The organism is Streptomyces sp. NPDC001492 (assembly GCF_053597275.1).
Genome location: NZ_JBSFHW010000028.1, coordinates 107,367 through 129,736, shown reverse-complemented (window position 1 = coordinate 129,736; position 22,370 = coordinate 107,367). Strand labels below are relative to the sequence as shown.

The window sequence follows — 22,370 nt, the reverse complement described above, 5'->3', positions numbered from 1 at the left end:
CCCTGGTCGCCGAGCGCAACACCCCGGTGCGGCTGAGCTTCGAGCAGGGCGTGCTGATCCTGGAGGCCGGCTCCAGCGACGATGCACAGGCTGTGCGGCAGCCCCCAGACGGTCACCATCGTTCCGTCTCGTTCTCAAATGCCCAGATCAGCAGCTCCGCGTCCGTCGCGGCCAGGGCCTCCAGGTCCTTGGCGTCCGTGATGCGGGCCGCATCACCCGGCCCCAACTCCTCGCCGTCCAGCCGCACTTCACCACGTACGACGTGGAGATACACGTACCGCCCGTCCGGCACCGCCGTGCGCTCCCCCGCGCTCAGCCGTCGTACGTGGAGCATCGCGCCCGCCTCCGGGACCGCGTACGGGGTCGAGTCCGCGATGCCGTGGACGATCTCGTAGGCGGGGTCGCCGCCGGGGTCGCGGGGGGCCAGCCACATCTGGACGAAGGTCAGGGGGCCGTCGCCGTCGTTGCGCTCCACGTGCCGTACGCCCGCCGCCGAGCTCAGCCGCTGCACGTCGCCGGGACGGACCGTCGTCTCGTGGCCGAAGGAGTCGCGGTGGGTCAGCTCGCCCTCGACCACCCACGTCACGATCTCGGTATGGCTGTGCGGGTGTTCGTCGAAGCCGGCGCCGGGCGCGAGGCGCTCCTCGTTGCAGGCGATCACCGCGCCGAAGCGGAGGTTGTCGGGGTCGTAGTGCGGGCCGAAGGAGAAGGCGTGCCACGACTCGATGCCTGCTGCCGGGTCGCCCCCTGGGTAGCGCTCAGCAGCGCGCCGTACGTCCATCACGCGGTCCACGGTAGACCCGGCGACGCACGCTCCCGTCCGGATAAGGCAGTCTTGTCCCCGTGCCCGAACCCGAAACGAGCAAGCCCCAAGCCGCCGCACCCGGCGTCCACTCGCACGCGGCGACCCTGAAGCGACTGGAGAAGTCCTCCGGTTCTCTCGCCGCGCAGGCCATCTCGCGCATGGACGAGACGCTGCCGTGGTACCGGGCGATGCCTCCGGAGAACCGTTCCTGGATCGGGTTGGTCGCCCAGGCCGGTATCGCCGCCTTCACCGAGTGGTTCCGGCATCCCGACGCCCCGCAGGCCATCTCGACGGATGTGTTCGGGACCGCGCCCCGCGAGCTGACCAGGGCGATCACGCTGCGGCAGACCGTGGAGATGGTGCGCACCACCATCGAGGTCATGGAGTCCGCCATCGACGAGGTGGCGGCGCCGGGTGACGAGAACGTGCTGCGCGAGGCGCTGCTCGTGTACGCCCGGGAGATCGCCTTCGCCACCGCCCAGGTGTACGCCCAGGCCGCCGAGGCACGCGGTGCCTGGGATGCCCGCCTGGAGTCCCTCGTCGTCAATGCGGTGCTCAGCGGTGAGGCCGACGAGGGCGCCGTCAGCCGGGCCGCCGCCCTGGGGTGGAACGCCCCCGAGCATGTGTGTGTCGTCCTCGGGACCGCCCCCGACGGGGACTCCGAGCTGACGGTGGAGGCGATCCGGCGGGCCGCCCGGCACGCCAAGCTGCAGGTGCTCACCGGGGTGCTCGGTGACCGGCTCGTCGTCATCGCCGGTGGCAGCGACAATCCGATCGGTGTCGCGAAATCGCTGATCGGGCCGTATGCCGCCGGGCCCGTGGTGGCCGGGCCCGTGGTGGCCGATCTGCTGGCCGCGACGCGGTCCGCGCAGGCCGCGGCCGCCGGCCTGAAAGCGTGTTCCGCCTGGCAGGACGCCCCACGGCCGGTTCTGGCGGACGATCTGCTTCCGGAGCGTGCCATCGCCGGCGACCCGAGCGCACGCGAGCAGCTGGTGGAGGAGATCTACAGACCGCTGGAGGAGGCCGGGTCGGCGCTCCTGGAGACGCTCTCCGTCTATCTTGAGCAGGCGAGCAGTCTGGAGGGCGCGGCCCGGATGCTCTTCGTTCACCCGAACACCGTGCGCTACCGGCTCCGACGTGTGACTGACGTCACCGGCTGGTCACCTTCCGATGTACGCTCCGCGTTCACGCTGCGGATCGCGCTGATCCTGGGGCGTCTGGCCGACGGGGATCTCCCCGCCTAGTGTTTTGTCGGGGGTCCACAAAACCCCCTCGTGTTCTTCGTCCCTGTCCTCACGGGCGGCCTTGGCCGTCCACAAGAGAGAGTGTGAGAGTGCTCGTACTCGTCGCTCCCGGCCAGGGCGCCCAGACGCCCGGCTTCCTGACTCCCTGGCTCGAACTGCCCGGTGCCGCAGACCGCGTCGCCGCCTGGTCGGACGCCATCGGACTGGACCTCGCCCACTACGGCACGAACGCCGATGCGGACGAGATCCGCGACACCGCCGTGGCCCAGCCGCTGCTGGTCGCCGCCGGCATCCTGTCCGCCTCGGCACTCGGTGCCATCACGCCGGGCGCCGTCGCGGGCCACAGCGTCGGGGAGATCACCGCGGCCGCCTTCGCGGGCGTCCTCGACGACACCTCCGCGCTGACCCTCGTACGCAAGCGGGGTCTGGCCATGGCCGACGCCGCCGCGATCACCGAGACCGGGATGTCGGCGCTGCTCGGCGGCGACCCCGAAGTCTCCGTGGCGCACCTGGCGAAGCTGGGCCTGACCCCGGCGAACGTGAACGGCGCGGGCCAGATCGTCGCCGCGGGCACGCTGGAGGAGCTGGCCGCGCTCAACGAGGACAAGCCGGAGGGCGTCCGCAAGGTCGTCCCGCTGAAGGTCGCCGGCGCCTTCCACACGCACCACATGGCGCCCGCCGTCGACGCGCTGGCGAAGGCCGCCGCCGAACTGGCCCCCGCCGACCCGAAGTTCACGTACGTGTCCAACAAGGACGGGCAGACGGTCGCGACCGGCGCCGAGGTGCTGGAGCGCCTGGTCGGCCAGGTCGCCAACCCGGTCCGCTGGGACCTGTGCATGGAGACCTTCAAGGAGCTCGGCGCGACCGCCCTGATCGAGGTCTCCCCCGGCGGCACGCTGGTCGGCCTCGCCAAGCGCGCGCTGCCGGGCGTGCAGACGCTCGCGCTCAAGACCCCCGACGACCTCGACGCGGCCCGCGCGCTCATCGCCGAGCACGCCGAAGCCTGACCCCAAGGAGCCGTACGAACATGTCGAAGATCAAGCCCAGCAAGGGCGCCCCGTACGCGCGCATCCTCGGTGTGGGCGGCTACCGCCCGACCCGGGTCGTGCCGAACGAGGTGATCCTCGAGACGATCGACTCGTCCGACGAGTGGATCCGTTCGCGCTCCGGCATCGAGACCCGGCACTGGGCCTCCGACGAGGAGACCGTCGCCGCGATGTCGATCGAGGCGTCCGGCAAGGCGATCGCCGACGCGGGGATCTCCGCCGAGCAGATCGGCGGCGTGATCGTCTCGACCGTCTCGCACTTCAAGCAGACCCCCGCGGTCGCGACGGAGATCGCCGACAAGCTCGGCACGAACAAGGCCGCCGCCTTCGACATCTCGGCGGGCTGCGCCGGCTTCGGCTACGGCCTCACCCTCGCCAAGGGCATGATCGTCGAGGGCTCCGCGGAGTACGTCCTCGTCATCGGCGTGGAGCGGCTGTCCGACCTCACCGACCTGGAGGACCGTGCGACGGCCTTCCTGTTCGGCGACGGCGCGGGCGCGGTGGTGGTCGGCCCGTCCACGGAGCCGGCGATCGGCCCGACCGTGTGGGGCTCGGAGGGCGACAAGTCCGAGACGATCAAGCAGACCGTGCCGTGGACGGACTACCGCGAAGGCACGGTCGCCAAGTTCCCTGCGATCACGCAGGAGGGCCAGGCGGTGTTCCGCTGGGCCGTGTTCGAGATGGCGAAGGTCGCCCAGCAGGCGCTGGACGCGGCCGGGATCACCCCGGACGACCTGGACGTCTTCATTCCCCACCAGGCCAACGAGCGGATCATCGACTCGATGGTGAAGACGCTGAAACTGCCGGAGCACGTCACGGTCGCGCGTGACGTACGCACCACCGGCAACACCTCGGCCGCCTCGATTCCGCTCGCCATGGAGCGGCTTCTGGCGACCGGTGAGGCGAAGAGCGGCGACACCGCGCTCGTCATCGGCTTCGGGGCGGGTCTCGTGTACGCCGCGACGGTCGTTACCCTCCCCTAGGCACTCCGTGCCGGATCATCATCGGATCCGGTGCGGAAAGCACAGCAACACCTGCCGCTGACGCGGCGGGCGCCACACCCTCTGGATTACTACGAAGGAGCGCCTGACATGGCCGCCACTCAGGAAGAGATCGTCGCCGGTCTCGCCGACATCGTGAACGAGATCGCCGGCATCCCGGTTGAGGACGTCCAGCTGGACAAGTCCTTCACCGACGACCTGGACGTCGACTCGCTGTCCATGGTCGAGGTCGTCGTCGCCGCCGAAGAGCGCTTCGACGTCAAGATCCCGGACGAGGACGTCAAGAACCTCAAGACGGTCGGCGACGCGACCAACTACATCCTCAAGCACCAGGCCTGAGCCTTCTAGGCCCGGCTGCTTTGCCCCGCCACCCGGCGGTGGCGCCGCTGAATCCCGATCCGTTGGAGAAAGAATTCCCGTGAGCCCGACCAATCGCACCGTGGTCGTCACCGGTATCGGCGCAACCACACCGCTGGGTGGCGACGCAGCCTCTACCTGGGAGGGCCTGATCGCCGGCAAGTCCGGCGTGAAGCCCCTGGAGCAGGAGTGGGCCGCCGAGCAGGCGGTCCGTATCGCCGCGCCGGTCGCCGTGGAGCCCACCGAGGTCATCCCCCGGCCGCAGGCCCGCCGCCTGGACCGCTCGGCGCAGTTCGCGCTGATCGCGGCCAAGGAGGCCTGGGCGGACGCCGGTTTCACCGAGAAGGCCGGTGACGACGCAAGCATCGACCCGGACCGTCTCGGTGCCGTCATCGCCTCCGGCATCGGTGGTGTGACGACCCTGCTCGACCAGTACGACGTGCTCAAGGAGAAGGGCGTACGCCGCGTCTCCCCGCACACCGTCCCCATGCTGATGCCGAACAGCCCCTCCGCCAACGTGGGTCTCCTCGTGGGCGCCCGGGCGGGTGTGCACACCCCGGTCTCCGCCTGCGCCTCGGGCGCCGAGGCCATCGGCTACGCCATCGAGATGATCCGCACCGGCCGCGCCGACGTCGTCGTCGCGGGTGGCACGGAGGCGGCCATCCACCCGCTTCCCATCGCCGCGTTCGGCAACATGATGGCGATGTCCAAGAACAACGACGACCCGCAGGGCGCCTCGCGACCCTACGACGTCGCCCGTGACGGCTTCGTCCTCGGCGAGGGCGCCGGCGTCCTCGTCCTGGAGTCCGCCGAGCACGCCGCCAAGCGCGGCGCCCGCGTGTACGCGGAGGCGGTCGGCCAGGGCATCTCCGCCGACAGCCACGACATCGTGCAGCCGGAGCCCGAGGGCCGCGGCATCTCGCACGCCCTGCAGAACCTGCTGGAGCGCACCGACCTGGACCCGGCGGAGATCGTGCACGTCAACGCGCACGCCACCTCGACGCCGGCTGGTGACGTGGCCGAACTGAAGGCGCTGCGGAAGGTGTTCGGCGACGACGCCGACCACATGGCGGTCTCGGCCACCAAGTCGATGACCGGTCATCTGCTGGGTGGGGCGGGTGGTGTCGAGTCCGTCGCCACGATCCTGGCGCTGTACCACCGGGTTGCTCCGCCGACCATCAATGTCGAGAACCTTGATCCCGAGGCGGAGGCGGCTGCGGACATCGTCCGCGGCGAGGCGCGGAAGCTGCCCGTTGAGGGCCGTATCGCGGCCCTCAACGACTCCTTCGGGTTTGGTGGGCACAACGTGGTGTTGGCGTTCCGGACGGTCTGAGAATTGCCGTGAACGGCGAATGGCCCGTACTCCCTATTGGGGCGGGCCATTCGCCGTTTTGCTGTCTGTTGTCAGCCGGCTGCGGGCCGGTGGGGGTTGATCGCGCAGTTCCCCGCGCCCCTTCAGGGGCGCTTCAGACCACCTGATGCAGCCAGCGCACCGGGGCGCCCTCACCCGCATACCTGAAAGGCTCCAACTCGTCGTCCCACGGCTTTCCGAGCAGCTTGGTGATTTCGGACTCCAGTTCCGTTTCGCCCTGCTGTGAGCGGGTCAGGGCGGCGCGGAGGCGGTCCTCCGGGATGAGGATGTCGCCGTGGATGCCGGTGACGGCGTGGAAGATGCCCAGGTCGGGGGTGCAGCTGTAGCGTTCGCCCTCCGCGGTGGGGCAGGGCTCCGCGGTGACCTCGAAGCGCAGGAGCTGCCAGCCGCGCAGCGCGGAGGCCAGCTTGGACGCCGTGCCGACCTCGCCCTGCCAGGAGAACTCCGAGCGCCAGGTGCCGGGCGCGGCGGGCTGCCGGATCCAGTCGAGGTTGACGCGTGTGCCGAGCACGCCGGCGACGGCCCACTCGACGTGCGGGCACAGCGCGCGCGGTGCGGAGTGCACGTACAGAACCCCACGTGTCGTCACCGGGACCTCCGGGCAGAGCAGGACAATCTGGCGAACTGGCGGACGGCCGTGGCCGGGCGGCCACGTTGATGGCGAGGCTACCGTGCGGCGGCGCAAGGAGTGTGACGTACCGTCGGTCCCGATGCGCTGAAACGTCCGCCATTCACCCGGCAGGACGCTTGTACGGGTGTGAACCGTTGCAGGCTGCGTGGATCGGGAACTCCCGCGCGTTGTTATGGGGTGACACATCCGTACACAGACGGACGCACCGAGGGGATCACCGGCCTATGCGGAAGCCAAGCCACCGTTCACGGACCGTTCTCGCCGCCGTGGCGGCGACCGTCCTGGGCGTCGCCGGGTGTGACGCCGTCGGTGGCAACTCCGCCGGGCCGACGGGCACGAAGGCGCACAGCGCGAAGCCCGCGCCGGCGTGGGACGTGAGCCCCCGTTCGATCGCCGCGGTCGGTGACTCCATCACGCGCGGCTTCGACGCCTGTACGGTCCTGTCGGACTGCCCCGAGGTGTCCTGGGCGACCGGCAGCAGCGCCAAGGTCGACAGCCTCGCCGTACGGCTGCTGGGGAAGGCGCAGGCCGCCGAGCGCAGCTGGAACTACGCGGTGACGGGGGCGCGGATGGCGGACCTGCCGGGTCAGATGGCGCAGGCGGTGACGCGCGGGCCCCAGTTGGTGACGGTGATGGCGGGGGCGAACGACGCCTGCCGGGCGAGCACGGCCGCCATGACCTCGGTGGCGAGCTTCCGCGCGGACTTCGAGGATGCGATGAGCACCCTGCGCCGCTCCCTGCCGAAGACGCAGGTGTACGTGGCGAGCGTGCCGAACCTGAAGCGGCTGTGGTCTCAGGGGCGCACCAACCCGCTGGGCAAGCAGGTGTGGAAGCTCGGCATCTGCCCCTCCATGCTGGGCGACGCGGACGCCCTCGACTCGGCGGCGACGCTGCGGCGGGACACCGTGCAAAAGCGCGTGGAGGCGTACAACAAGGTGCTGGAGGAGGTCTGCGCGAAGGACCGGCGGTGCCGGTTCGACGGGGGCGCGGTGTACGACTACCGGTTCGGCACGGCCCAGTTGAGCCAGTGGGACTGGTTCCACCCCAGTGTGAACGGTCAGGCGCGGCTGGCGGAGATCGCCTACCGGAAGGTCACGGGGAAGAAGGCGTGAGTGCTGTGATCGGGGGTCGGAGGGCCGTGTTTTAAAGTTCCGCACATGAACGAACTCTTCGGCGCACTTGCCGACGGCACCCCGGTTCACCGCTGGACCCTGGAGCGGGGCGGTGTGCGGGTACGGATCCTGTCGTACGGCGGGATCGTGCAGTCCCTTGAGGTCCCGGACCGGGACGGGCGGGCCGGGAACGTGGTGCTGGGGTTCGCGGACCTGAAGGGCTATCTCACGCACCCGGAGCCGTACCTCGGCGCGCTGATCGGCCGGTACGCCAACCGGATCGCGGGCGGCCGCTTCCCGCTGGACGGGGTGACGTACGCGCTGGAGCAGAACACGCCTCCCAACTCCCTGCACGGCGGCGAACACGGTTTCGACAAGCGGGTGTGGGAGGTGACGCGGGCCGGGGAGTACGGGGTGCGTCTGAGCCGGGTCAGTGCGCATGGCGAGGAGGGGTTCCCGGGGCGGCTCGAGGTCTCGGCGACGTTCACGCTCGACGAGTCCGGCGCACTGCGCATCGCGTACGAGGCGGTGACGGACGCGCCGACCGTGGTGAACCTGACGAACCACAGCTACTTCAACCTCGGCGGCTCGGGCAGCGCGGGCGGCCACGAACTGCGGCTCGCCGCCTCCCGCTACACCCCGGTCGACGCCGACCTGATCCCGACCGGCGAGCCGGCCGATGTGACGGGCACGCGCTTCGACTTCCGTCAGGCGCGGAAGGTCGGTGCCGGATACGACCACAACTTCGTGCTCGACGGCGGAGTGACCGAGACCCCCCGTGAGGTGGCCGAACTGCACGACCCCGCTTCCGGCCGGGTCCTGACCGTGGCCACCACCGAACCGGGCCTCCAGCTCTACACGGCGGACCACCTGTCCGCCCCCTTCGCCCCCGGCGACGGCATCGCCCTGGAGACCCAGCACTTCCCCGACTCCCCGAACCGCCCGGACTTCCCGAGCACGGTGCTGCGGCCGGGCGGGGTGTTCAGGTCGGAGACGGTGTACGGCTTCGCCACCCGCTAGCGGCAGCGGAACGTACGAGCCCCGGCCCAGGGGTCAGGTCCCGGGCCGGGGCTGTTGGTGGGGAGACTTGTCCCGGATCAGACGTCAATCGTCGCGGTGAGGCGGCGGTCGGTGATCGAGCGGCCCACCTGGATGTCGTACGAACCCCTCGCAAAAGACCATGAGTCCGTTCCCTCGTCCCAGACCTCGAAGGCGCGGCGGGGGATCTCGACGACCACTTCCGCCGTCTCGCCGGGGGCCGCCTCGACCCCCGCGAAGCCCGCCAGCCGGCGTGCGGGGCGGTCGGGGCCGGGCTCGGCCGGCGCCAGGTAGACCTGGACGACCTCCCGGCCCACGCGCTCGCCGGTGTTGCGGACGCGGATCGTGACGGTGGTGCCGTCGACCTCGACGGACTCGTAGGCCCAGTCGGTGTAGCCGAGGCCGTGGCCGAAGGGGTACGAGGGGGTGCGGCCCTGCTTCTCCCAGGCCCGGTAGCCGATGAAGACGCCTTCGGTGTAGGCGAGTTCGCCGCCCTCGGGCACCACCTGGGTGACCGGGGCGTCGGACAGGGAGCCCCAGGTGGTGGGCAGGCGGCCGCCCGGCTCGTGCGCGCCGGTCAGCACGTCGGCGAGGGCCGCGCCGCCCTCCTGGCCGGGGAACCAGCTGAGCAGTACGGCGGCGGCCTCGTCCCGCCAGGGCAGCTCCACCGGGGAGCCGGAGTTGACGACCACGACGGTGTTCGGGTTGGCGGTGGCGACCGCGCGGACCAGGTCGTCCTGGCGGCCGGGGAGGTCGAGGTCCTTCCGGTCGAAGCCCTCCGACTCCACGCGGTCGGTGGTGGCGACCACGACGACGGCGGTGTCGGCGGCGCGGGCGGCCTCGACGGCCTCGGCGATCAGCTCGTCGGCGTCGCGCTGCGGCTCCAGGTGGGCCAGGGCGAAGGCGACGACCTTGAAGGGGAACTCCTCGGGGAGTGCGTAGACGTAGGTGAGGGAGACCTCGACCGGGCGGCCCGCGGTCAGTTCGGCCTCGGCACGGGGCACCGGGGCGCCGAAGAACGCCTCGAAGGGGTCGCTGTCGTCGGTGGGGCCCTGGAGGTCGTCGTAGTACGTCGTGCCGTCGACGGTGAGGGTGAAGTGGCCGGTGCCCTTGGCGCCGAAGGTGTGCAGGCCGGTCTCGCGCGGGGTGAAGGTGCCGGTCAGCTCGACGGTGTGCAGGCGGTCGTGGGTGACGCCCTCGGGGAGGTCGGAACCCATCCACTGGATCTGGCCGTTGGGTACGGAGGCCGTCCCGATGACGTTCCCCTCGGCGTCCCGGCACACCGCCCGCAGTGCGAAGCCCTTGTCGGCGACGGCGAGTTCGGTGGTGGGGTCGGCGCCGACGGCGTAGCTGAGGGTGCCCTCGGGGAGGGCGGCGGTGAGGCCGTCGAGCGGGGAGACGATCCGGGCCGGGAAGACCGTGGCCGAACCCCCGCCGAGGACGCGGGCGTCGCGGGCGGCGGCCCCGATCAGCGCCACCGTGCCTGGCTTGAGGGGCAGGGCGTTGTCGTCGTTCTTCACCAGGACGAAGGCGCGGCGGGCGATCTCACGGGCCAGTGCGATGCCGTCGACGGGTTCGGGCAGCTCGGTGACGGCCGGTTCGGCGCTCTCCAGGGCGCCGACGCGGGCGGCCAGCCGCAGGACGTTGCGTACGGCCTCGTCGACGACGGCCTCCTCGACCTTGCCGTCGCGCACCGCCTGGGCGAGCGGGGCCCCGTACACGGTCTGCGGGCCGGGCATGGCGACGTCGAGGCCGCCCTCGATGGCGCCGACCGTCGACCGGGCGGCCATCCAGTCGGAGACGTTGTAGCCGTCGAAGCCCCATTCGCCGCGCAGGACCTCGTTCACCAGATAGCGGTGCTCGGTCATCGTCGTGCCGTTGACCGTGTTGTAGGCGGTCATGATGCCCCAGGGGTGGGCGTTCTCGACGATGAGCTCGAAGGGGGCCAGATAGAGCTCGCGCAGGGCGCGCCGGGAGACCAGGTTGTCGACGGTGAAGCGGTCGGTCTCGGCGTCGTTGGCGACGAAGTGCTTGACGGTGGTGCCGACGCCGCCCGACTGGACCCCCTGCACATACCCCGTACCGATCAGCCCGGTCAGATACGGGTCCTCGCTGTAGGCCTCGAAGTGCCGTCCGCCGAGCGGGGAGCGATGGAGATTGACCGTGGGGGCGAGCAACACGTGCACGCCCTTGCGGCGGGCCTCCTGCGCGAGCAGGGTGCCGGCGCGGCGGGCGAGGTCCGGGTCCCAGGTGGCGGCCAGGGCGGTCGGGGACGGCAGTGCGACGGAGGGGTCGTCGGCGCTCCAGCGCACTCCTCGGACGCCGATCGGCCCGTCTGACATGACGAGGGACTTCAGGCCGATCTCCGGCAGGGCGGGCAGGGACCACATGTCCTGGCCGGACAGCAGCCGGGCCTTGGCGTCCAGGTCCAGCTTGCCGAGCGCCGCGTCGACGGCGGCCTCGCGCGCCCGGTCGGCCGGAGAGGTTCCAGGGGTTCCCGCCATGGCGGTGCCTCCTCATCGAGTCATGTCGTCCTGCGCCCCATCGTGCACCCGCTCCCTGTAACACGGTAGGTTTCGTTATCGTGCCGTGATATTTCCTGTACGGGGATGTCGTACGGTGACGCCATGAACGCCAGGGTCAGAAGCGAGGAGCGGCGCGCGGAGATCGTGCGGGCGGCACTGGAGGTGATCGCCGAGCGCGGGTACCGGGGCGCGTCCCTGGCGGCGGTGGCCGAGCGGGTCGGACTCACCCAGCAGGGGCTGCTGCACTACTTCCCCACCAAGGACGCGCTGCTGGTCGCCGTCCTGAAGGACCGGGACCAGTGGGATGCCGTACCGGCCACGCAGTGGCGGGTGGATCTGCTGGCCTCGCTGGTCGAGTACAACGCGATGCGGCCCGGGATCATCCAGACGTTCTCGGCGCTGCTGGGCGAGAGTGTGACGGAGGGGCATCCGGCGCGGGCGTACTTCACCGGGCGGTACCGGCAGGTGCGGGAGAGCATGGCGGCGGTGCTCCGGGCCGAGTACGGGGAGCGGCTGCCGAACGGGCTCACGCCGGAGCGGACGGCTCCGCTGCTGGTGGCCGTGATGGACGGGTTGCAGTACCAGTGGCTGCTGGACCCGGAGTCGGTGGACATGCCGGGGGCGTTCCGGGATTTTCTGGCGTTGCTCGGGGAGGAAGTCTGAGCTCCCTGCTACACGGCATCATTCGCGGCGCTCCGGTCTTCAGGTCGGAGGCGAAGCGAATCTTTTGGCCGCGACGCGGAGCGTCGCGGTGGTGTTCCGGCGGAGCCGAATGCTACTTCGTGGCGGTGACGAGTCGTTCATATGTTCTCGGTGACGACGTGGGTTCGAGATGCCTAGCGTGATCGTCATGCAGCTCCGGTACAGACAGCCCTTCCCGACGGCCGGTCAGCTGTCCCGGAAGCTGATCACCGAGGCGAAGCGGACAGTCGAGCGGTCCTGGCTCGGCGAGGTCTCCGCAGTGGTGCTCCAGCAGTCGCTGCGGGACGCCGAGAAGGCGTACCGCAACTTCTTCGCCTCCCTCAAGGGCACATGCAAGGGACCGAAGGGGGGAGCACCGCGGTTCAAGTCCCGTAAGGACACGCGGCAGTCGATCCGGTTCACCGCCAACGCCCGCTGGAACATCACCGACAGCGGCCGTCTGAACCTGCCGACGATCGGCGCGGTGAAGGTGAAATGGTCCCGCACCCTGCCCGCCACCCCCACTTCCGTCACAGTCGTCAAGGACGCGGCCGGCAGGTTCTTCGCCTCCTTCGTCCTCGACACCGACCCCGCCGCCGACGCGACGCGGAGGCCGGAGACCGACCGCACCATCGGCATCGATCTCCTGACCCATTTCGTTGCACTGTCCGACGGCACGAAGATTGACTCCCCACGGTTCCTGCGGCGCGCGGAAAAGAAGCTCAAGAAGGCCCAGAAGGAACTGTCCCGCAAGCAGAAGGGATCAAAGAACCGGGCCAAGGCCCGTCTCAAGGTCGCCCGCGCCCACGCCGAAGTTGCTGACGCACGCCGGGAGTTCCACCATCAGCTCTCCACGAAACTGATCTCCGAGAACCAAGGGATCGCCGTGGAGGACCTGGCGGTGAAAGGACTCGCGCGCACGAAGCCGGCCAAGTCCGTGCACGACGCCGGATGGGCACAGTTCGTCAGCATGCTGGTCTACAAAGGACAGCGGTACGGTCGCACCCTGGTCAAGATCGGCCGCTTCGAGCCGACCTCCCAGACCTGCTCCACCTGCGGCGCCGTGGACGGACCCAAACCCCTCAACGTCCGGGAATGGACCTGTGCCGCCTGCGGCACCGTCCACGACCGGGACACCAACGCCGCGATCAACGTGAAGACGGCCGCCGGACTGGCGGTGGCGGCCTGCGGAGCGCCGATAAGACCGGGAGCAGTCCCGGCACAGCGCGAAGAAACAGGAAGCCACGGATTCCCGACCGAACCCCGTGCCGCGTAGCGGCACAGCAACGATCGAGAAGGTCAGAATCCTCGCCCTTCAGGGCGAGGAGCATGTCAATGACGCCAGATCACGGCGAGCGTCTTGCTCACCGCGCACACGGCGGCGAAGGCGATTGCCCAGCCCACTGCCCCGGCGGCGAACAACGCGGCCACCCCCGCCCCGAACCAGAGCAGTTCGAAGCCGACGCGGACCGCACCGCGTGTCTTGTACGACGCCTTCTGGGAGCCGAACAGCGCCCACAGCACGATCAGTACGGCCGGGGCACCGAGGCCGAGGAGCCAGGCGAGCGGGGTGGCCACGTCCCGGGTGAAGCCCCAGTAGGAGACGGCAGCGAGAGCGCCGAGTTCGATGAGGAACAGGACGCCGAGGTTCGCTGCCTTGATTGCCTTCATGGGCGGCAGTATCGCCCGGAAGCGATCACTCCGGGGCGGGTACGGCGGCGACGACCTCGATCTCGATCTGCGCCTCGGGCCGGAACAGCCGCGAGGCCTCGAAGGTCATGCTCGTCGGCGGCGTCCCGGTGAGGAACTCCCGCCGTACGGTGCCGTATTCCTGCAGCTTGCCGATGTCGGTCAGGTACGAACGGATGTTGATGACGTCGGCCAGGGTCGCCCCGTGGGCGCGCAGCAGCGCGTCGAGCCCCTCGAAGATGCCGCGCGTCTGCTCGGCGAGGGTGTCGCCCTCGGCGGTCTGGCCGGAGACGAACAACAGGGCGCTGCCGTCGGGGTGTTCGACCCGGGCGACCTGGGAGTAGTAGGGGCTGGCGGGCTGCGGGGCGCCGACCGGATTGTCGAGGGTGACCTTCACGGGGCTCCTTCAGGAGGTGCGGATGCGGGCGGCGGCGCGGGAGAGGTCCACGTCCGCGAGGGCGGGGTCGGCGGCGGCCTGGCGGTAGTGGGCCAACGCGGCTTCCATGGCGGGCAGTTCGGCCGCCTTCGTCGCCAGGGCCAGGTCCTTGACCGCGAGGGCCGTGCCGAAGTGCACGCCTTCGGCGAAGGCGCGGGTGACGGCTCCGCCGAGCGGGCTGCCGGCCAGGGCGGTGCGCGCGAGGTCGCCGTCCACACCCAGGGCGTCGGCCAGGCGCAACGCCTCGGCGACCAGCGCCACCCCGCCGATGACGGCCGAGTTGAGGACCAGCTTGAGGGCGGCGGCGGAGCCGGGGCCGCCGGTACGGGTGACGGTGCCGAGGCGGGCCAGGACGTGCTCGACGCCCGCCGTGTCGCCGCCGGCGAGGATGCCGAGCTCACCGGCCGCCGCCCGGTCGGTGCTGCCCATGACGGGGGCGTCGATGACGGTGGCCGACTCCCCTGCCCTGGCGGCGAGTTCGCGTACGGCGTCCGGGCCGACGGTCGACATCTCGAGCCACCGGGTGCCGGGGCGCAGTGCGGGCACGGTCTCGGCGGCCACCGCGTCGAGCGCGGCCGGGTCGGCGAGCATCGTGATCACCACGTCGGCGTCCCGCACGGCGTGGGCGGGGGAGGCGGCGAGCACGGCCCCGTCGGCGACCAGCGGTGCGGTTTTGGCGGCGGTGCGGTTCCAGACGGTCAACGGGTGCCCGGCGGCGAGGAGTCGGCGGGCCATGGGGGCACCCATGTGTCCCAGGCCCAGGAACGCGATCTGATCCAGCTGCGGCATGCCATCGACGCTAGGCCCGCCACCTGCGATGCGACAAGCGAATGTCTAGCATGGCTCCCATGCCGAAACAGCATCCCTCAGCAGGGGTACCGGTACCGGACCTCTCCACCGTCTGGCTGCGGGTGTTCCTGGTGGTCGCCCGGCACGGATCGTTCACGGTGGCCGCGCGGGCGCTCGGCTGGACGCAGTCGGCGGTGTCGCGGCAGATCTCCTCGCTGGAGGCGGCGCTCGGCGGCGCCCCGCTCTTCGACCGGCTGCCGCGCGGTGTACGGCTCACGGAGGCGGGCCGGCTGCTCGTCCCGCACGCGGAGACGGTGGCCGAGACGCTGCACGGCGCCGCGCGCGAACTGGCGGCCCTGCGTGAAGTGGCGGGCGGACGGCTGCGGTTCGGTGCGTTCGCGACGGCCGACGCGGCGCTGGTGCCGCACGCGCTTGCCGCGTTCCGGGCCCGCCACCCCCGGGTCCGGCTCTCCCGCGAGGAGGGCCTCACGCCCCGTCTGCTGGACCGGCTGGCCGCGGGCCACCTCGACCTGGCGGTCGTCTCGACGACCGGGCGCGCGCCCCTGGAGTCGTACGAACTCCACCATCTCCTCGATGAGTCGCTGTACGTCGCCGTCCCGGCCGACCACCCGCTGGCCGGCCACGAGGGCCCGGTACGGCTCGGCCAACTCGCCGACGCCGACTGGATCTCCGGGAGCTCCCGCCCCGAGGGCACCCTCCTGGACGCGGCCCTGCGCCAGGGTTTCCGCCCGCGCGTGACGCATGTCGTCGCCGAGTGGACCGCCAAGCAGGGGTACGTCGCCGCAGGGCTGGGAGTCACTCTGGTCCCCGCGCTGGCCGCCGAGTCCGTACGCCCGGACATCGCGCTGCTGCCGGTCCTCGACGAAGGGGCTCCGGCCCGGGCGGTGTACGCCGCGACGGCACGGGGGCGGGCGCCCACGCCGACCGTGGAGGCGTTCGTCAGGGCGCTGCGGGAGGCGGTGGCCCGTATCCCCGGGTAGGTGGGCGCACTTACTCCGATACTCCTCTGCACACCTGACACACGTGCACCATGGCGTAGACCACTTCCGTCGGGCGATACTGCGGCCGTCGCACCACGCTCCCCCACAACGGCGACGGAAGGACCTGAACTCCCTTGAACTCCATACGTGTTCGGATCGGCGTATGCGGACTGGCACTGCTGGCCGGGTTCGCTGCCCCCACCACGGCGACCGCCGCCGCGACCGTCCCCTCCCCCACCGTGGAGGAGCAGCGGCTCGACAAGGCCGTACCGCAGGAGATCCTCGAACGGTCGGGGTTCGACGACGTGGCCCCAGGGCTCACCCGTGCACTGGAGGGGGCCTGTTCCTATGCGCAGGCCCGCCGCATCGTCGTGCACGAGGGGTCGGCGCTGTGGCGGCGGGCCGTGGAGCGGGCTCAGGGGCGAGGGCCCGCGGGCGGGGACCTGGCTCGGGACGACGACCGGCCGCTGTACTGGGCGCGGCTCGGGATGACCCGGGACCTGCGCACCTGGGAGCCGGAGTTCGGGCTGAGCGACCAGCAACGGGCTGCGCTGATCGACGCGTTGGAGCGCACCTCGCGCGGGCAGACCGACGTCCGCTACCCGCAGGGCAAAGGTCTGAGGCGTGTGCTGGTCACCGGCTTCGACCCGTTCACCCTGGACCGGGACATCCGGATCTCCAACCCCTCCGGGGCCACCGCGCTCGCGCTCGACGGAACGGTGATCGAGACGGCGGACGGGCCGGCGCGGGTCGAGACCGTGGTCTTCCCGGTGCGTTGGCAGGACTTCGCCGACGGCACCGTGGAGCGCACCCTGCGGCCGTATCTGAAGAAGGTGGACCTGTTCACGACCGTGAGCCAGGGGCGGGTCGGGCGGTTCGACGTGGAGCGGACCAACGGGGCCTGGCGGGGCGGGTTCGCCGACAACGACAACATCAGCCGGACGGAGACCGTCCCGGTCACCGATCCCGCCTCACAGCCGCAGTGGACGACCACCACCCTGCCGTACAAGGCGATCGTGGCCGCGAACACGGGACGCTTCCCGGTGTACGACCACACGGAGGTGACCGAGATCCCGGCGGGCGGCACGGATGCGGTGGTACGGCCGGACGGGCCGACTCCCGGCTCGACCGCTCGGGCCGGCGGCGGGGGCGACTACCTCTCCAACGAGATCGCCTACCGGGCCACCCTGCTCCGGGACCGTCTCGGGCTGCACGACACCCTGCCCGGAGGCCATGTGCACACACCGGTGCTGCAGTTCGGCACGGGCAACACCGATCCGGCGACCGGGACGGTCACGGACCCGCAGTTCCTGCGGAACCGGCAGGACATCATCACTCAGGTACGGGCGATCCTGACCGTGGCGGTCGACGCCACGACCGCTGGGTGACGTCCTCCTCGTCGGGGGCCTCGGCGGTGTCGTCGTCACCGCCGTCGGTCTCCTCGCCCAGCAGTTCCCGCGCCAGCAGCGTCGCGCCCGCGACCGCGCCCGGCATCAGGAACACCGCGACGAAGGGGACCAGGAAGGCCAGGCCGAGCGGGGTGCCGAAGCCCCAGACGAGGGTCTTACGGGAGCGGAGCAGGGTGAGGCGGGCGCGCAGTTCGACGCCGCGGCGCTGGAGGGCCACCGCGGTGAGTTCCTCCGTGAGGAAGAAACCCGTGACGAAGAAACCGATCACCGGGACGACGGTCTGGCCGACGAGCGGGACGAAGCCGAGGGCGAAGAGCAGGACGCCCCACAGCAGTGCGCGCACGAGGATACGGAGGCTGTCGCGGGCCGAGATCCACAGTTCGCGCCAGAGGGGGAGGCCGGACTCGGGGGCGGTGCCGTTCGGGTCGACGTCGGCGTCGACCTTTTCGGAGAGGTTCTCGTAGAAGGGCTGGCCTATGAGGAGCGTTACGGCCGTGAAGGTGAGGACGGCGAGGAGGAGGGCCAGGGCGAAGAGCACCGCCGTGAGGAACCCGCGGAAGACGCCTTGCCAGGGGCCGGACCAGTCGTCGGCGAAGGGGGTCGCCCAGGTGACGGCGTCTTCGCCCCACAGGGCGAGGGTGGTGAGCGCCGCCGCGTAGAGGACGAGGGTGATCAGCCCCGGCAGCAGACCGAAGCCGTATTGCCTGCCGTGGCCGGCCACCCATCGTTGGCCCTTCAGCAGGTAAGTGAAGCCCGCCCCTAGATCACGCATGGGGGAACCCTATCGGGCCCCGATGTGCCGGACGGCACCGCCAACACCTGGCACTACACCGGGGTGACGGACACCACGACCCCCCGCTCCGCCGCGGGCGACACCGCCGCGCTCACCCGTATCGCCGCCGCCCGCGCCACCCGTCCCGCTCGGGAAGCCGCGGACAGCAGCAGGGGCTGGAGTTGTTCCAGGCCGGTCACCAGCAGCTCCTCGCTCGCGACCAGCACCGGTCGGGCCGCCTTCGTCGTGGCCGCTGCCGCCTCCGCGAGGTCGGCCAGTGGGGGCAGGGTCGCCCGGACGACGCCTGCTCCGGCGGCCGCGGCGCGTTCCGCGAGGGCGACCTGGAGCGGCATCAGCGGGGCGAGGGCCGCGGTCAACGCGTCCGCGACGCGCCGGAGTTCGGGCGAGGACTCGCGCAGGACGTCCGCCGCGGCCCGCAGCACCGGCGTCACCGCGAGAAGTGCCCCGGCGGCCACGCCCGCCGCCGCGGGCAGCAGGGGGGACGTCGCCTCGACCAGGTCGCCGAGGGCGTCCGCGAACTCCTCCACGGCCGGCTCGACCGCGTCCAGCACCGGCAGGAGGCTGTCGCCGATCGCCGTCAGCAGGGCCTGCGCCGGTTCGCTCACGGGGTGCACGGCCAGCGGCGCCCCGCTCGTGCCCAGCCGGGTCAGGGTGTCGACGATCCGGTAGAACGCCTCCTGCGCCTGCGGAGACGCGCTCGCCTCGGCCAGTTCCGCGGTGGTCTCGCGCAGCACGCGCAGCACCTCGGCGCCCGAGCCGTCCCGCGGGTCGAAGGTGTTGATCGCGATCCGGGTGATGTTCCCGGCCGTGTCCAGGAGCTGGCCGGTGATGTCGGTGGTGTTGCGTGCCATGCGCAGGACGTCGTCCCTGCTGGGGAGCGAAGGGATCGTTGCCATGGGCTCTCCTCGAATGGAGCCTCGGTGCCGACGGTCGCCCCTCAGCATGCCCCCATCCGACGGACGGCGTCGCCCCCTCCGGCCCACTCGCGCTACGCCATAGGGGGCATCCGTGACATGAACCGCCTGCTGTTGGGGTTGAGTCGGACAGGTACATCTCGCCGTATCGATCTCAGGAAGCCCAGGAGGAGGTACGCGTGCAGCAGCAGATCCACGGCACCGTCGCGGACGGCTTCGAGGCAGTGCGTGAGGAGTTCGCCGCGTTCGTGGCGGGGGAACGGCCCGACTACGAGGGCCAGTTGTGCGCGTATGTGCACGGCCGGAGGGTGGTCGACCTGTGGGCCGGTGACGGCAACGACGCCGAGTCCCTCTACGGCGTGTTCTCGTCGACCAAGGGCGCCGCCCATCTGGTCCTCGCGCTCCTCGTGCAGGACGGCACGCTCGAACTGGACCGGAAAGTGACGTACTACTGGCCGGAGTTCGGGACCGAGGGCAAGGCGGCGCTGACCCTGCGGGACCTGGTCACGCATCGCGCCGGGCTGATCGGGCTCGACGCCGGGTTCAGCGAGGACGAGCTGGCCGACGACCGCGTGATCGCCGAACGGCTCGCCGACCAGCGGCCCTTCTGGCGCCCGGGCACGGCGTTCGGCTACCACGCGCTGGTCATCGGCGCGCTCACCGGGGAGGTGATCCGGCGGGCCACGGGCCACACCCTCCAGGAGATCTACGAGGAACGGGTGCGGGCCCCGTACGGGCTGGACTTCTTCCTGGGGCTGCCCGAGGCGCTGGAGCCCCGCTTCCGGTCCGTGCAGCCGATGACCCCGACGGCGAAACAGCAGGCCGTGCTGGACGCGGCGCCGAGAGGGCCGCACACGCTCGCCTCGATCGCGTCCAACACCCATGTCCACGGGACGGGGGATCTGGTCGGTCACGCCAACTCCCGCACCGTGCGCGCCAAGGGCCCGGCTTCGGCCGGCGGCGTGGCCGCGGCGCGCGGGCTCGCCGGGATGTACGCGGCGGCGATCAGCGAGGTGGCGGGCCGGCCGCCGCTGCTGAAGCCGGACACCGTGGCCGAGGTCGGGCAGGTCCACTCGGTCGGGTACGACCTGGTGGCCCGCGGCCACCGGGCCTTCGGCCTCGGCTTCCAGGCGACGGGCGAGGCCTGGTACCTGTTCCTGGGCGCCGGGGCCTTCGGGCACTCCGGGGCGGGCGGCTCCCAGGCCTTCGCGGACCCGCGCAGCGGGCTGGCGTACGGCTACACCCGGCGGCGCATCGCCTTCCCGGGCGGGGCGGCGCCGGAGAACGAGCGGCTGGTGAAGGCGGTCCATACGGCGGCGCTGGCTTCCTGATCCCGTACAGCCGTCTGTTCCCCGTACGACAGAGGCCGCACCCCACGTCCAAGGGTGCGGCCTCTGTCGTAGCAACGAGTGCGTCAGACCAGCGTCACGGTGATGTTGCCGCGGGTTGCCTTCGAGTACGGGCAGACCTGGTGGGCCTTCTCCAGGAGGGCCCCGGCGGTCTGCGCGTCGACGTTCGGGATGCTGGCGGAGATCTCGACGATGATCCCGAAGCCGTCGTCGTTCTTGCCGATGCCGACCTTCGCGGTGACCGTCGAGCCGGAGATGTCGGCCTTCTCCTGGCGGGCCACCACGCCCAGCGCGCCCTGGAAGCAGGCGCTGTAGCCGGCCGCGAACAGCTGCTCCGGGTTGGTGCCGGCGCCGCTGCCGCCCAACTCCTCGGGCGGGTTCACGACGACGTCGAGCTTGCCGTCCTCGGTGGCGACCCGGCCGTCGCGACCGTTCTCGGCGGTGGCGACGGCGGTGTAGAGGACGTCGGTCTGCTGGATGGACATGCGGTTGTCTTCCTCCTCGGTCCGCCGCGACTCGCGCCCACGATCGACGACGGTTTCGGAAAGAAGTTACCGCATGCCGGAAACAGCGGGAAAGGCCGGAAGACCTACAGCTTGACGATCATCTTTCCGGTGTTGTCGCCGCGCAGGACCCCGAGGAAGGCCTCCAGGTTGTTCTCGATGCCCTCGACGACCGTCTCGCGGTACTTCAGCTGACCCGAGGCGACCCAGGGGCCGACCTCCTGGACGAACTCGGGCTGCAGGTCGTAGTGGTCGCCGACCAGAACGCCCTCGACGCGGAGCCGGTTCTGCAGGATCTTGACCATGTTGCGCGGGCCGGGCGTCGGCTCGGTCGAGTTGTACTGCGAGATCATGCCGCAGATCACGGCCCGGCCCTTGAGGTTGAGCGCGCCGATCGCGGCCTCCAGGTGCTCGCCGCCGACGTTGTCGAAGTAGACGTCGATGCCGTCGGGGGCGGCCTCCTTGAGCTGCTCCCGGACCGGGCCGTTCTTGTAGTTGAAGGCGGCGTCGAAGCCGTACTCCTCGACCAGGAGCTTGACCTTCTCGTCGGAGCCGGCGGACCCGATGACCCGGGAGGCGCCCTTCAGCTTGGCGATCTGGCCCACCTGGCTGCCGACGGCACCCGCGGCGCCGGACACGAAGACCGCGTCACCCTCCTTGAAGGCGCCGACCCGCAGCAGGCCCGCGTACGCCGTCAGACCCGTCATGCCGAGCACACCGAGGTACGTGCTCAGCGGCGCGGCCTCCGGGTCGACCTTGACCGCGGTCTTCGCGTCCACGACCGCGTACTCGCGCCAGCCGAGGAAGTGCAGCAGGTGGTCGCCGACGGCGATGCCCTCGGCGTTGGACTCGACGACCTCGCCGACCGCACCGCCCTGCATGACCTTGCCCAGCTCGAAGGGCGCGACGTACGACTTCGCGTCGCTCATGCGGCCCCGCATGTACGGGTCGACCGAGAGGTACTTGTTGCGGACCAGCACCTGACCCTCACCCGGCGCTGCGACCTCCGTCTCGACCAGGGCGAAGTCCTCGGGCTTCGGCCAGCCGACGGGGCGGCTGAGCAGGTGCCATTCGCGGTTGATCATGACGAGTGCCTTTCGAGTGTGCGGGAACTGCCTCAGATGCTCCGGGTACCGAATACTTCAGCACCTGAAACAACCATGCTCCTGAATATTTCATGTTGTCAAGTAACGGGGTAGGCTGAGCCCATGGCCACTCCACCGAACACCCGTCGTCCCGATGAACTGACCCTCGAGGTCGTCGAGCTCATCGGCGACATCGTGGCCCGCTATCACGAGGACTACGAGAATGCCGCCGCCGAGCACTCGCTGACCGGCGCCCAGGCCCGTCTGCTGAGCCTGCTCTCCCTGGAACCGCTGCCCATGCGCAAGCTGGCCCAGAAACTGAAGTGCGAGCCGTCCAACGTGACCGGCATCGTCGACCGCCTGGAGTCCCGTGGCCTGGTGGAACGCCGCCCCGACCCGGCCGACCGGCGCGTGAAGCTGGCCGCGGCGACGCAGGAGGGCCGGCAGGTGGCCAGGAACCTGCGCGAGTCCCTGCGCTTCGCGCGCGAACCACTGGCGGGGCTCGGCAGGGAGGAACGGCTGGCACTGAGGGGCCTGCTGCGGCGGATGCTGGGGCAGACCGAGGACTGAGGCCGGCAGGACCCGGCATG

The 22,370-nt window shown here is 71.0% G+C and carries 23 protein-coding genes and 1 pseudogene; 14 read left to right on the top strand and 10 right to left on the bottom strand.

From position 1 onward, the window contains the following. Window positions 1-137 (top strand): annotated as a pseudogene (locus ACWC1K_RS31510) (DNA polymerase III subunit beta); the annotation flags it as partial. On the opposite strand, the gene ACWC1K_RS31505 reads toward ACWC1K_RS31510, so the two are convergent. After that, on the bottom strand, window positions 113-781 hold the full coding sequence (locus ACWC1K_RS31505) for a pirin family protein (protein ID WP_450836353.1): 669 nt from the start codon (window positions 779-781) through the stop codon (window positions 113-115). The pseudogene ACWC1K_RS31510 and the gene ACWC1K_RS31505 sit on opposite strands and share 25 nt — an antisense overlap. A gap of 62 nt (window positions 782-843) precedes the next feature. On the opposite strand from ACWC1K_RS31505, the gene ACWC1K_RS31500 reads away from it, so the two are divergent. The 5 genes from ACWC1K_RS31500 to fabF all read left to right on the top strand — a co-directional run bounded on the left by ACWC1K_RS31500 (window position 844) and on the right by fabF (window position 5,786). Next, window positions 844-2,049, top strand: a complete 1,206-nt coding sequence (locus ACWC1K_RS31500) for a PucR family transcriptional regulator (RefSeq protein ID WP_450836344.1) — start codon at window positions 844-846, stop codon at window positions 2,047-2,049. 89 nt (window positions 2,050-2,138) lie between these two features. Then, a complete protein-coding gene (locus tag ACWC1K_RS31495; RefSeq protein WP_450836343.1) occupies window positions 2,139-3,056 on the top strand; it encodes an ACP S-malonyltransferase in 918 nt (305 codons plus the stop codon). Between the two features lie 20 nt (window positions 3,057-3,076). Continuing rightward, window positions 3,077-4,078 (top strand): beta-ketoacyl-ACP synthase 3, encoded by a 1,002-nt coding sequence (locus ACWC1K_RS31490; RefSeq protein ID WP_450836342.1) that lies wholly within the window; start codon window positions 3,077-3,079, stop codon window positions 4,076-4,078. A 108-nt stretch (window positions 4,079-4,186) separates the two neighbouring features. After that, on the top strand, window positions 4,187-4,435 hold the full coding sequence (locus tag ACWC1K_RS31485; protein ID WP_030931809.1) for an acyl carrier protein: 249 nt from the start codon (window positions 4,187-4,189) through the stop codon (window positions 4,433-4,435). Between the two features lie 79 nt (window positions 4,436-4,514). Continuing rightward, a complete protein-coding gene (gene fabF, locus ACWC1K_RS31480; protein ID WP_099928643.1) occupies window positions 4,515-5,786 on the top strand; it encodes a beta-ketoacyl-ACP synthase II in 1,272 nt (423 codons plus the stop codon). 133 nt (window positions 5,787-5,919) lie between these two features. On the opposite strand, the gene ACWC1K_RS31475 is transcribed toward fabF, so the two are convergent. Further along, a complete protein-coding gene (locus ACWC1K_RS31475; RefSeq protein WP_115908388.1) occupies window positions 5,920-6,414 on the bottom strand; it encodes a DUF3145 domain-containing protein in 495 nt (164 codons plus the stop codon). Window positions 6,415-6,680: 266 nt separating this feature from the next. On the opposite strand from ACWC1K_RS31475, the gene ACWC1K_RS31470 reads away from it, so the two are divergent. Both ACWC1K_RS31470 and ACWC1K_RS31465 read left to right on the top strand, forming a co-directional pair. Continuing rightward, window positions 6,681-7,568: an SGNH/GDSL hydrolase family protein gene (locus ACWC1K_RS31470; protein ID WP_450836341.1), complete on the top strand. Its 888-nt coding sequence runs from the start codon at window positions 6,681-6,683 to the stop codon at window positions 7,566-7,568. A gap of 45 nt (window positions 7,569-7,613) precedes the next feature. Next, window positions 7,614-8,588 carry an aldose epimerase family protein gene (locus ACWC1K_RS31465; RefSeq protein ID WP_450836340.1) on the top strand — a complete coding sequence of 325 codons (975 nt, stop codon included), beginning with the start codon at window positions 7,614-7,616 and terminating at the stop codon, window positions 8,586-8,588. Window positions 8,589-8,665: 77 nt separating this feature from the next. Here the strand turns inward: ACWC1K_RS31465 and ACWC1K_RS31460 are convergent, their stop codons facing one another. Further along, entirely contained in the window at window positions 8,666-11,110 is a 2,445-nt protein-coding gene (locus ACWC1K_RS31460) for a beta-glucosidase H (RefSeq protein ID WP_450836339.1), read from the bottom strand. Between the two features lie 105 nt (window positions 11,111-11,215). On the opposite strand from ACWC1K_RS31460, the gene ACWC1K_RS31455 reads away from it, so the two are divergent. Both ACWC1K_RS31455 and ACWC1K_RS31450 read left to right on the top strand, forming a co-directional pair. After that, window positions 11,216-11,794, top strand: a complete 579-nt coding sequence (locus ACWC1K_RS31455) for a TetR/AcrR family transcriptional regulator (protein WP_398950805.1) — start codon at window positions 11,216-11,218, stop codon at window positions 11,792-11,794. 187 nt (window positions 11,795-11,981) lie between these two features. Next, window positions 11,982-13,088 (top strand): RNA-guided endonuclease InsQ/TnpB family protein, encoded by a 1,107-nt coding sequence (locus ACWC1K_RS31450; protein ID WP_450836338.1) that lies wholly within the window; start codon window positions 11,982-11,984, stop codon window positions 13,086-13,088. 56 nt (window positions 13,089-13,144) lie between these two features. On the opposite strand, the gene ACWC1K_RS31445 is transcribed toward ACWC1K_RS31450, so the two are convergent. The 3 genes from ACWC1K_RS31445 to ACWC1K_RS31435 are packed head-to-tail and all read right to left on the bottom strand — an operon-like array spanning window position 13,145 to window position 14,726. Further along, window positions 13,145-13,483 carry a YrdB family protein gene (locus ACWC1K_RS31445; RefSeq protein ID WP_450836337.1) on the bottom strand — a complete coding sequence of 113 codons (339 nt, stop codon included), beginning with the start codon at window positions 13,481-13,483 and terminating at the stop codon, window positions 13,145-13,147. A 25-nt stretch (window positions 13,484-13,508) separates the two neighbouring features. Further along, on the bottom strand, window positions 13,509-13,898 hold the full coding sequence (locus ACWC1K_RS31440; RefSeq protein ID WP_450836336.1) for a RidA family protein: 390 nt from the start codon (window positions 13,896-13,898) through the stop codon (window positions 13,509-13,511). Between the two features lie 9 nt (window positions 13,899-13,907). Continuing rightward, a complete protein-coding gene (locus tag ACWC1K_RS31435) occupies window positions 13,908-14,726 on the bottom strand; it encodes an NAD(P)-dependent oxidoreductase (protein WP_450836335.1) in 819 nt (272 codons plus the stop codon). A 50-nt stretch (window positions 14,727-14,776) separates the two neighbouring features. Here ACWC1K_RS31435 and ACWC1K_RS31430 point away from each other — a divergent pair, with 50 nt between their 5' ends. Together ACWC1K_RS31430 and ACWC1K_RS31425 are read left to right on the top strand one after the other, a co-directional pair. Continuing rightward, window positions 14,777-15,727 carry a LysR family transcriptional regulator gene (locus ACWC1K_RS31430; protein WP_450836334.1) on the top strand — a complete coding sequence of 317 codons (951 nt, stop codon included), beginning with the start codon at window positions 14,777-14,779 and terminating at the stop codon, window positions 15,725-15,727. 134 nt (window positions 15,728-15,861) lie between these two features. After that, window positions 15,862-17,115 (top strand): pyroglutamyl peptidase, encoded by a 1,254-nt coding sequence (locus ACWC1K_RS31425; RefSeq protein WP_450836333.1) that lies wholly within the window; start codon window positions 15,862-15,864, stop codon window positions 17,113-17,115. Here ACWC1K_RS31425 and ACWC1K_RS31420 read toward each other — a convergent pair. After that, window positions 17,060-17,908 (bottom strand): EI24 domain-containing protein, encoded by an 849-nt coding sequence (locus ACWC1K_RS31420; protein ID WP_450836332.1) that lies wholly within the window; start codon window positions 17,906-17,908, stop codon window positions 17,060-17,062. The two genes, ACWC1K_RS31425 and ACWC1K_RS31420, sit on opposite strands and share 56 nt — an antisense overlap. Before the next feature lie 53 nt (window positions 17,909-17,961). After that, on the bottom strand, window positions 17,962-18,825 hold the full coding sequence (locus tag ACWC1K_RS31415; RefSeq protein WP_450836331.1) for a hypothetical protein: 864 nt from the start codon (window positions 18,823-18,825) through the stop codon (window positions 17,962-17,964). A 197-nt stretch (window positions 18,826-19,022) separates the two neighbouring features. Here ACWC1K_RS31415 and ACWC1K_RS31410 point away from each other — a divergent pair, with 197 nt between their 5' ends. Next, on the top strand, window positions 19,023-20,174 hold the full coding sequence (locus ACWC1K_RS31410; RefSeq protein ID WP_450836330.1) for a serine hydrolase domain-containing protein: 1,152 nt from the start codon (window positions 19,023-19,025) through the stop codon (window positions 20,172-20,174). Window positions 20,175-20,257: 83 nt separating this feature from the next. Here ACWC1K_RS31410 and ACWC1K_RS31405 read toward each other — a convergent pair whose 3' ends face one another. Further along, entirely contained in the window at window positions 20,258-20,677 is a 420-nt protein-coding gene (locus ACWC1K_RS31405; protein WP_450836329.1) for an organic hydroperoxide resistance protein, read from the bottom strand. Between the two features lie 104 nt (window positions 20,678-20,781). Beyond that, the gene (locus ACWC1K_RS31400) at window positions 20,782-21,780 is read right to left on the bottom strand and encodes an NADP-dependent oxidoreductase (RefSeq protein ID WP_450836328.1); all 999 of its coding nucleotides are present in this window, start codon (window positions 21,778-21,780) and stop codon (window positions 20,782-20,784) included. A 123-nt stretch (window positions 21,781-21,903) separates the two neighbouring features. On the opposite strand from ACWC1K_RS31400, the gene ACWC1K_RS31395 reads away from it, so the two are divergent. Further along, window positions 21,904-22,350 carry a MarR family winged helix-turn-helix transcriptional regulator gene (locus ACWC1K_RS31395; RefSeq protein ID WP_351470320.1) on the top strand — a complete coding sequence of 149 codons (447 nt, stop codon included), beginning with the start codon at window positions 21,904-21,906 and terminating at the stop codon, window positions 22,348-22,350. Window positions 22,351-22,370 lie beyond the last annotated feature (20 nt).

Bases quoted from the DNA above. Each gene is read 5' to 3' on its own strand.
- ACWC1K_RS31505 (WP_450836353.1), bottom strand. From the start codon at position 781: ATGGACGTACGGCGCGCTGCTGAGCGCTACCCAGGGGGCGACCCGGCA.
- ACWC1K_RS31490 (WP_450836342.1), top strand. From the start codon at position 3,077: ATGTCGAAGATCAAGCCCAGCAAGGGCGCCCCGTACGCGCGCATCCTC.
- ACWC1K_RS31485 (WP_030931809.1), top strand. From the start codon at position 4,187: ATGGCCGCCACTCAGGAAGAGATCGTCGCCGGTCTCGCCGACATCGTG.
- ACWC1K_RS31470 (WP_450836341.1), top strand. From the start codon at position 6,681: ATGCGGAAGCCAAGCCACCGTTCACGGACCGTTCTCGCCGCCGTGGCG.
- ACWC1K_RS31465 (WP_450836340.1), top strand. From the start codon at position 7,614: ATGAACGAACTCTTCGGCGCACTTGCCGACGGCACCCCGGTTCACCGC.
- ACWC1K_RS31460 (WP_450836339.1), bottom strand. From the start codon at position 11,110: ATGGCGGGAACCCCTGGAACCTCTCCGGCCGACCGGGCGCGCGAGGCC.
- ACWC1K_RS31455 (WP_398950805.1), top strand. From the start codon at position 11,216: ATGTCGTACGGTGACGCCATGAACGCCAGGGTCAGAAGCGAGGAGCGG.
- ACWC1K_RS31450 (WP_450836338.1), top strand. From the start codon at position 11,982: ATGCAGCTCCGGTACAGACAGCCCTTCCCGACGGCCGGTCAGCTGTCC.
- ACWC1K_RS31445 (WP_450836337.1), bottom strand. From the start codon at position 13,483: ATGAAGGCAATCAAGGCAGCGAACCTCGGCGTCCTGTTCCTCATCGAA.
- ACWC1K_RS31435 (WP_450836335.1), bottom strand. From the start codon at position 14,726: ATGCCGCAGCTGGATCAGATCGCGTTCCTGGGCCTGGGACACATGGGT.
- ACWC1K_RS31430 (WP_450836334.1), top strand. From the start codon at position 14,777: ATGGCTCCCATGCCGAAACAGCATCCCTCAGCAGGGGTACCGGTACCG.
- ACWC1K_RS31420 (WP_450836332.1), bottom strand. From the start codon at position 17,908: ATGCGTGATCTAGGGGCGGGCTTCACTTACCTGCTGAAGGGCCAACGA.
- ACWC1K_RS31415 (WP_450836331.1), bottom strand. From the start codon at position 18,825: ATGGCAACGATCCCTTCGCTCCCCAGCAGGGACGACGTCCTGCGCATG.
- ACWC1K_RS31405 (WP_450836329.1), bottom strand. From the start codon at position 20,677: ATGTCCATCCAGCAGACCGACGTCCTCTACACCGCCGTCGCCACCGCC.
- ACWC1K_RS31400 (WP_450836328.1), bottom strand. From the start codon at position 21,780: ATGATCAACCGCGAATGGCACCTGCTCAGCCGCCCCGTCGGCTGGCCG.
- ACWC1K_RS31395 (WP_351470320.1), top strand. From the start codon at position 21,904: ATGGCCACTCCACCGAACACCCGTCGTCCCGATGAACTGACCCTCGAG.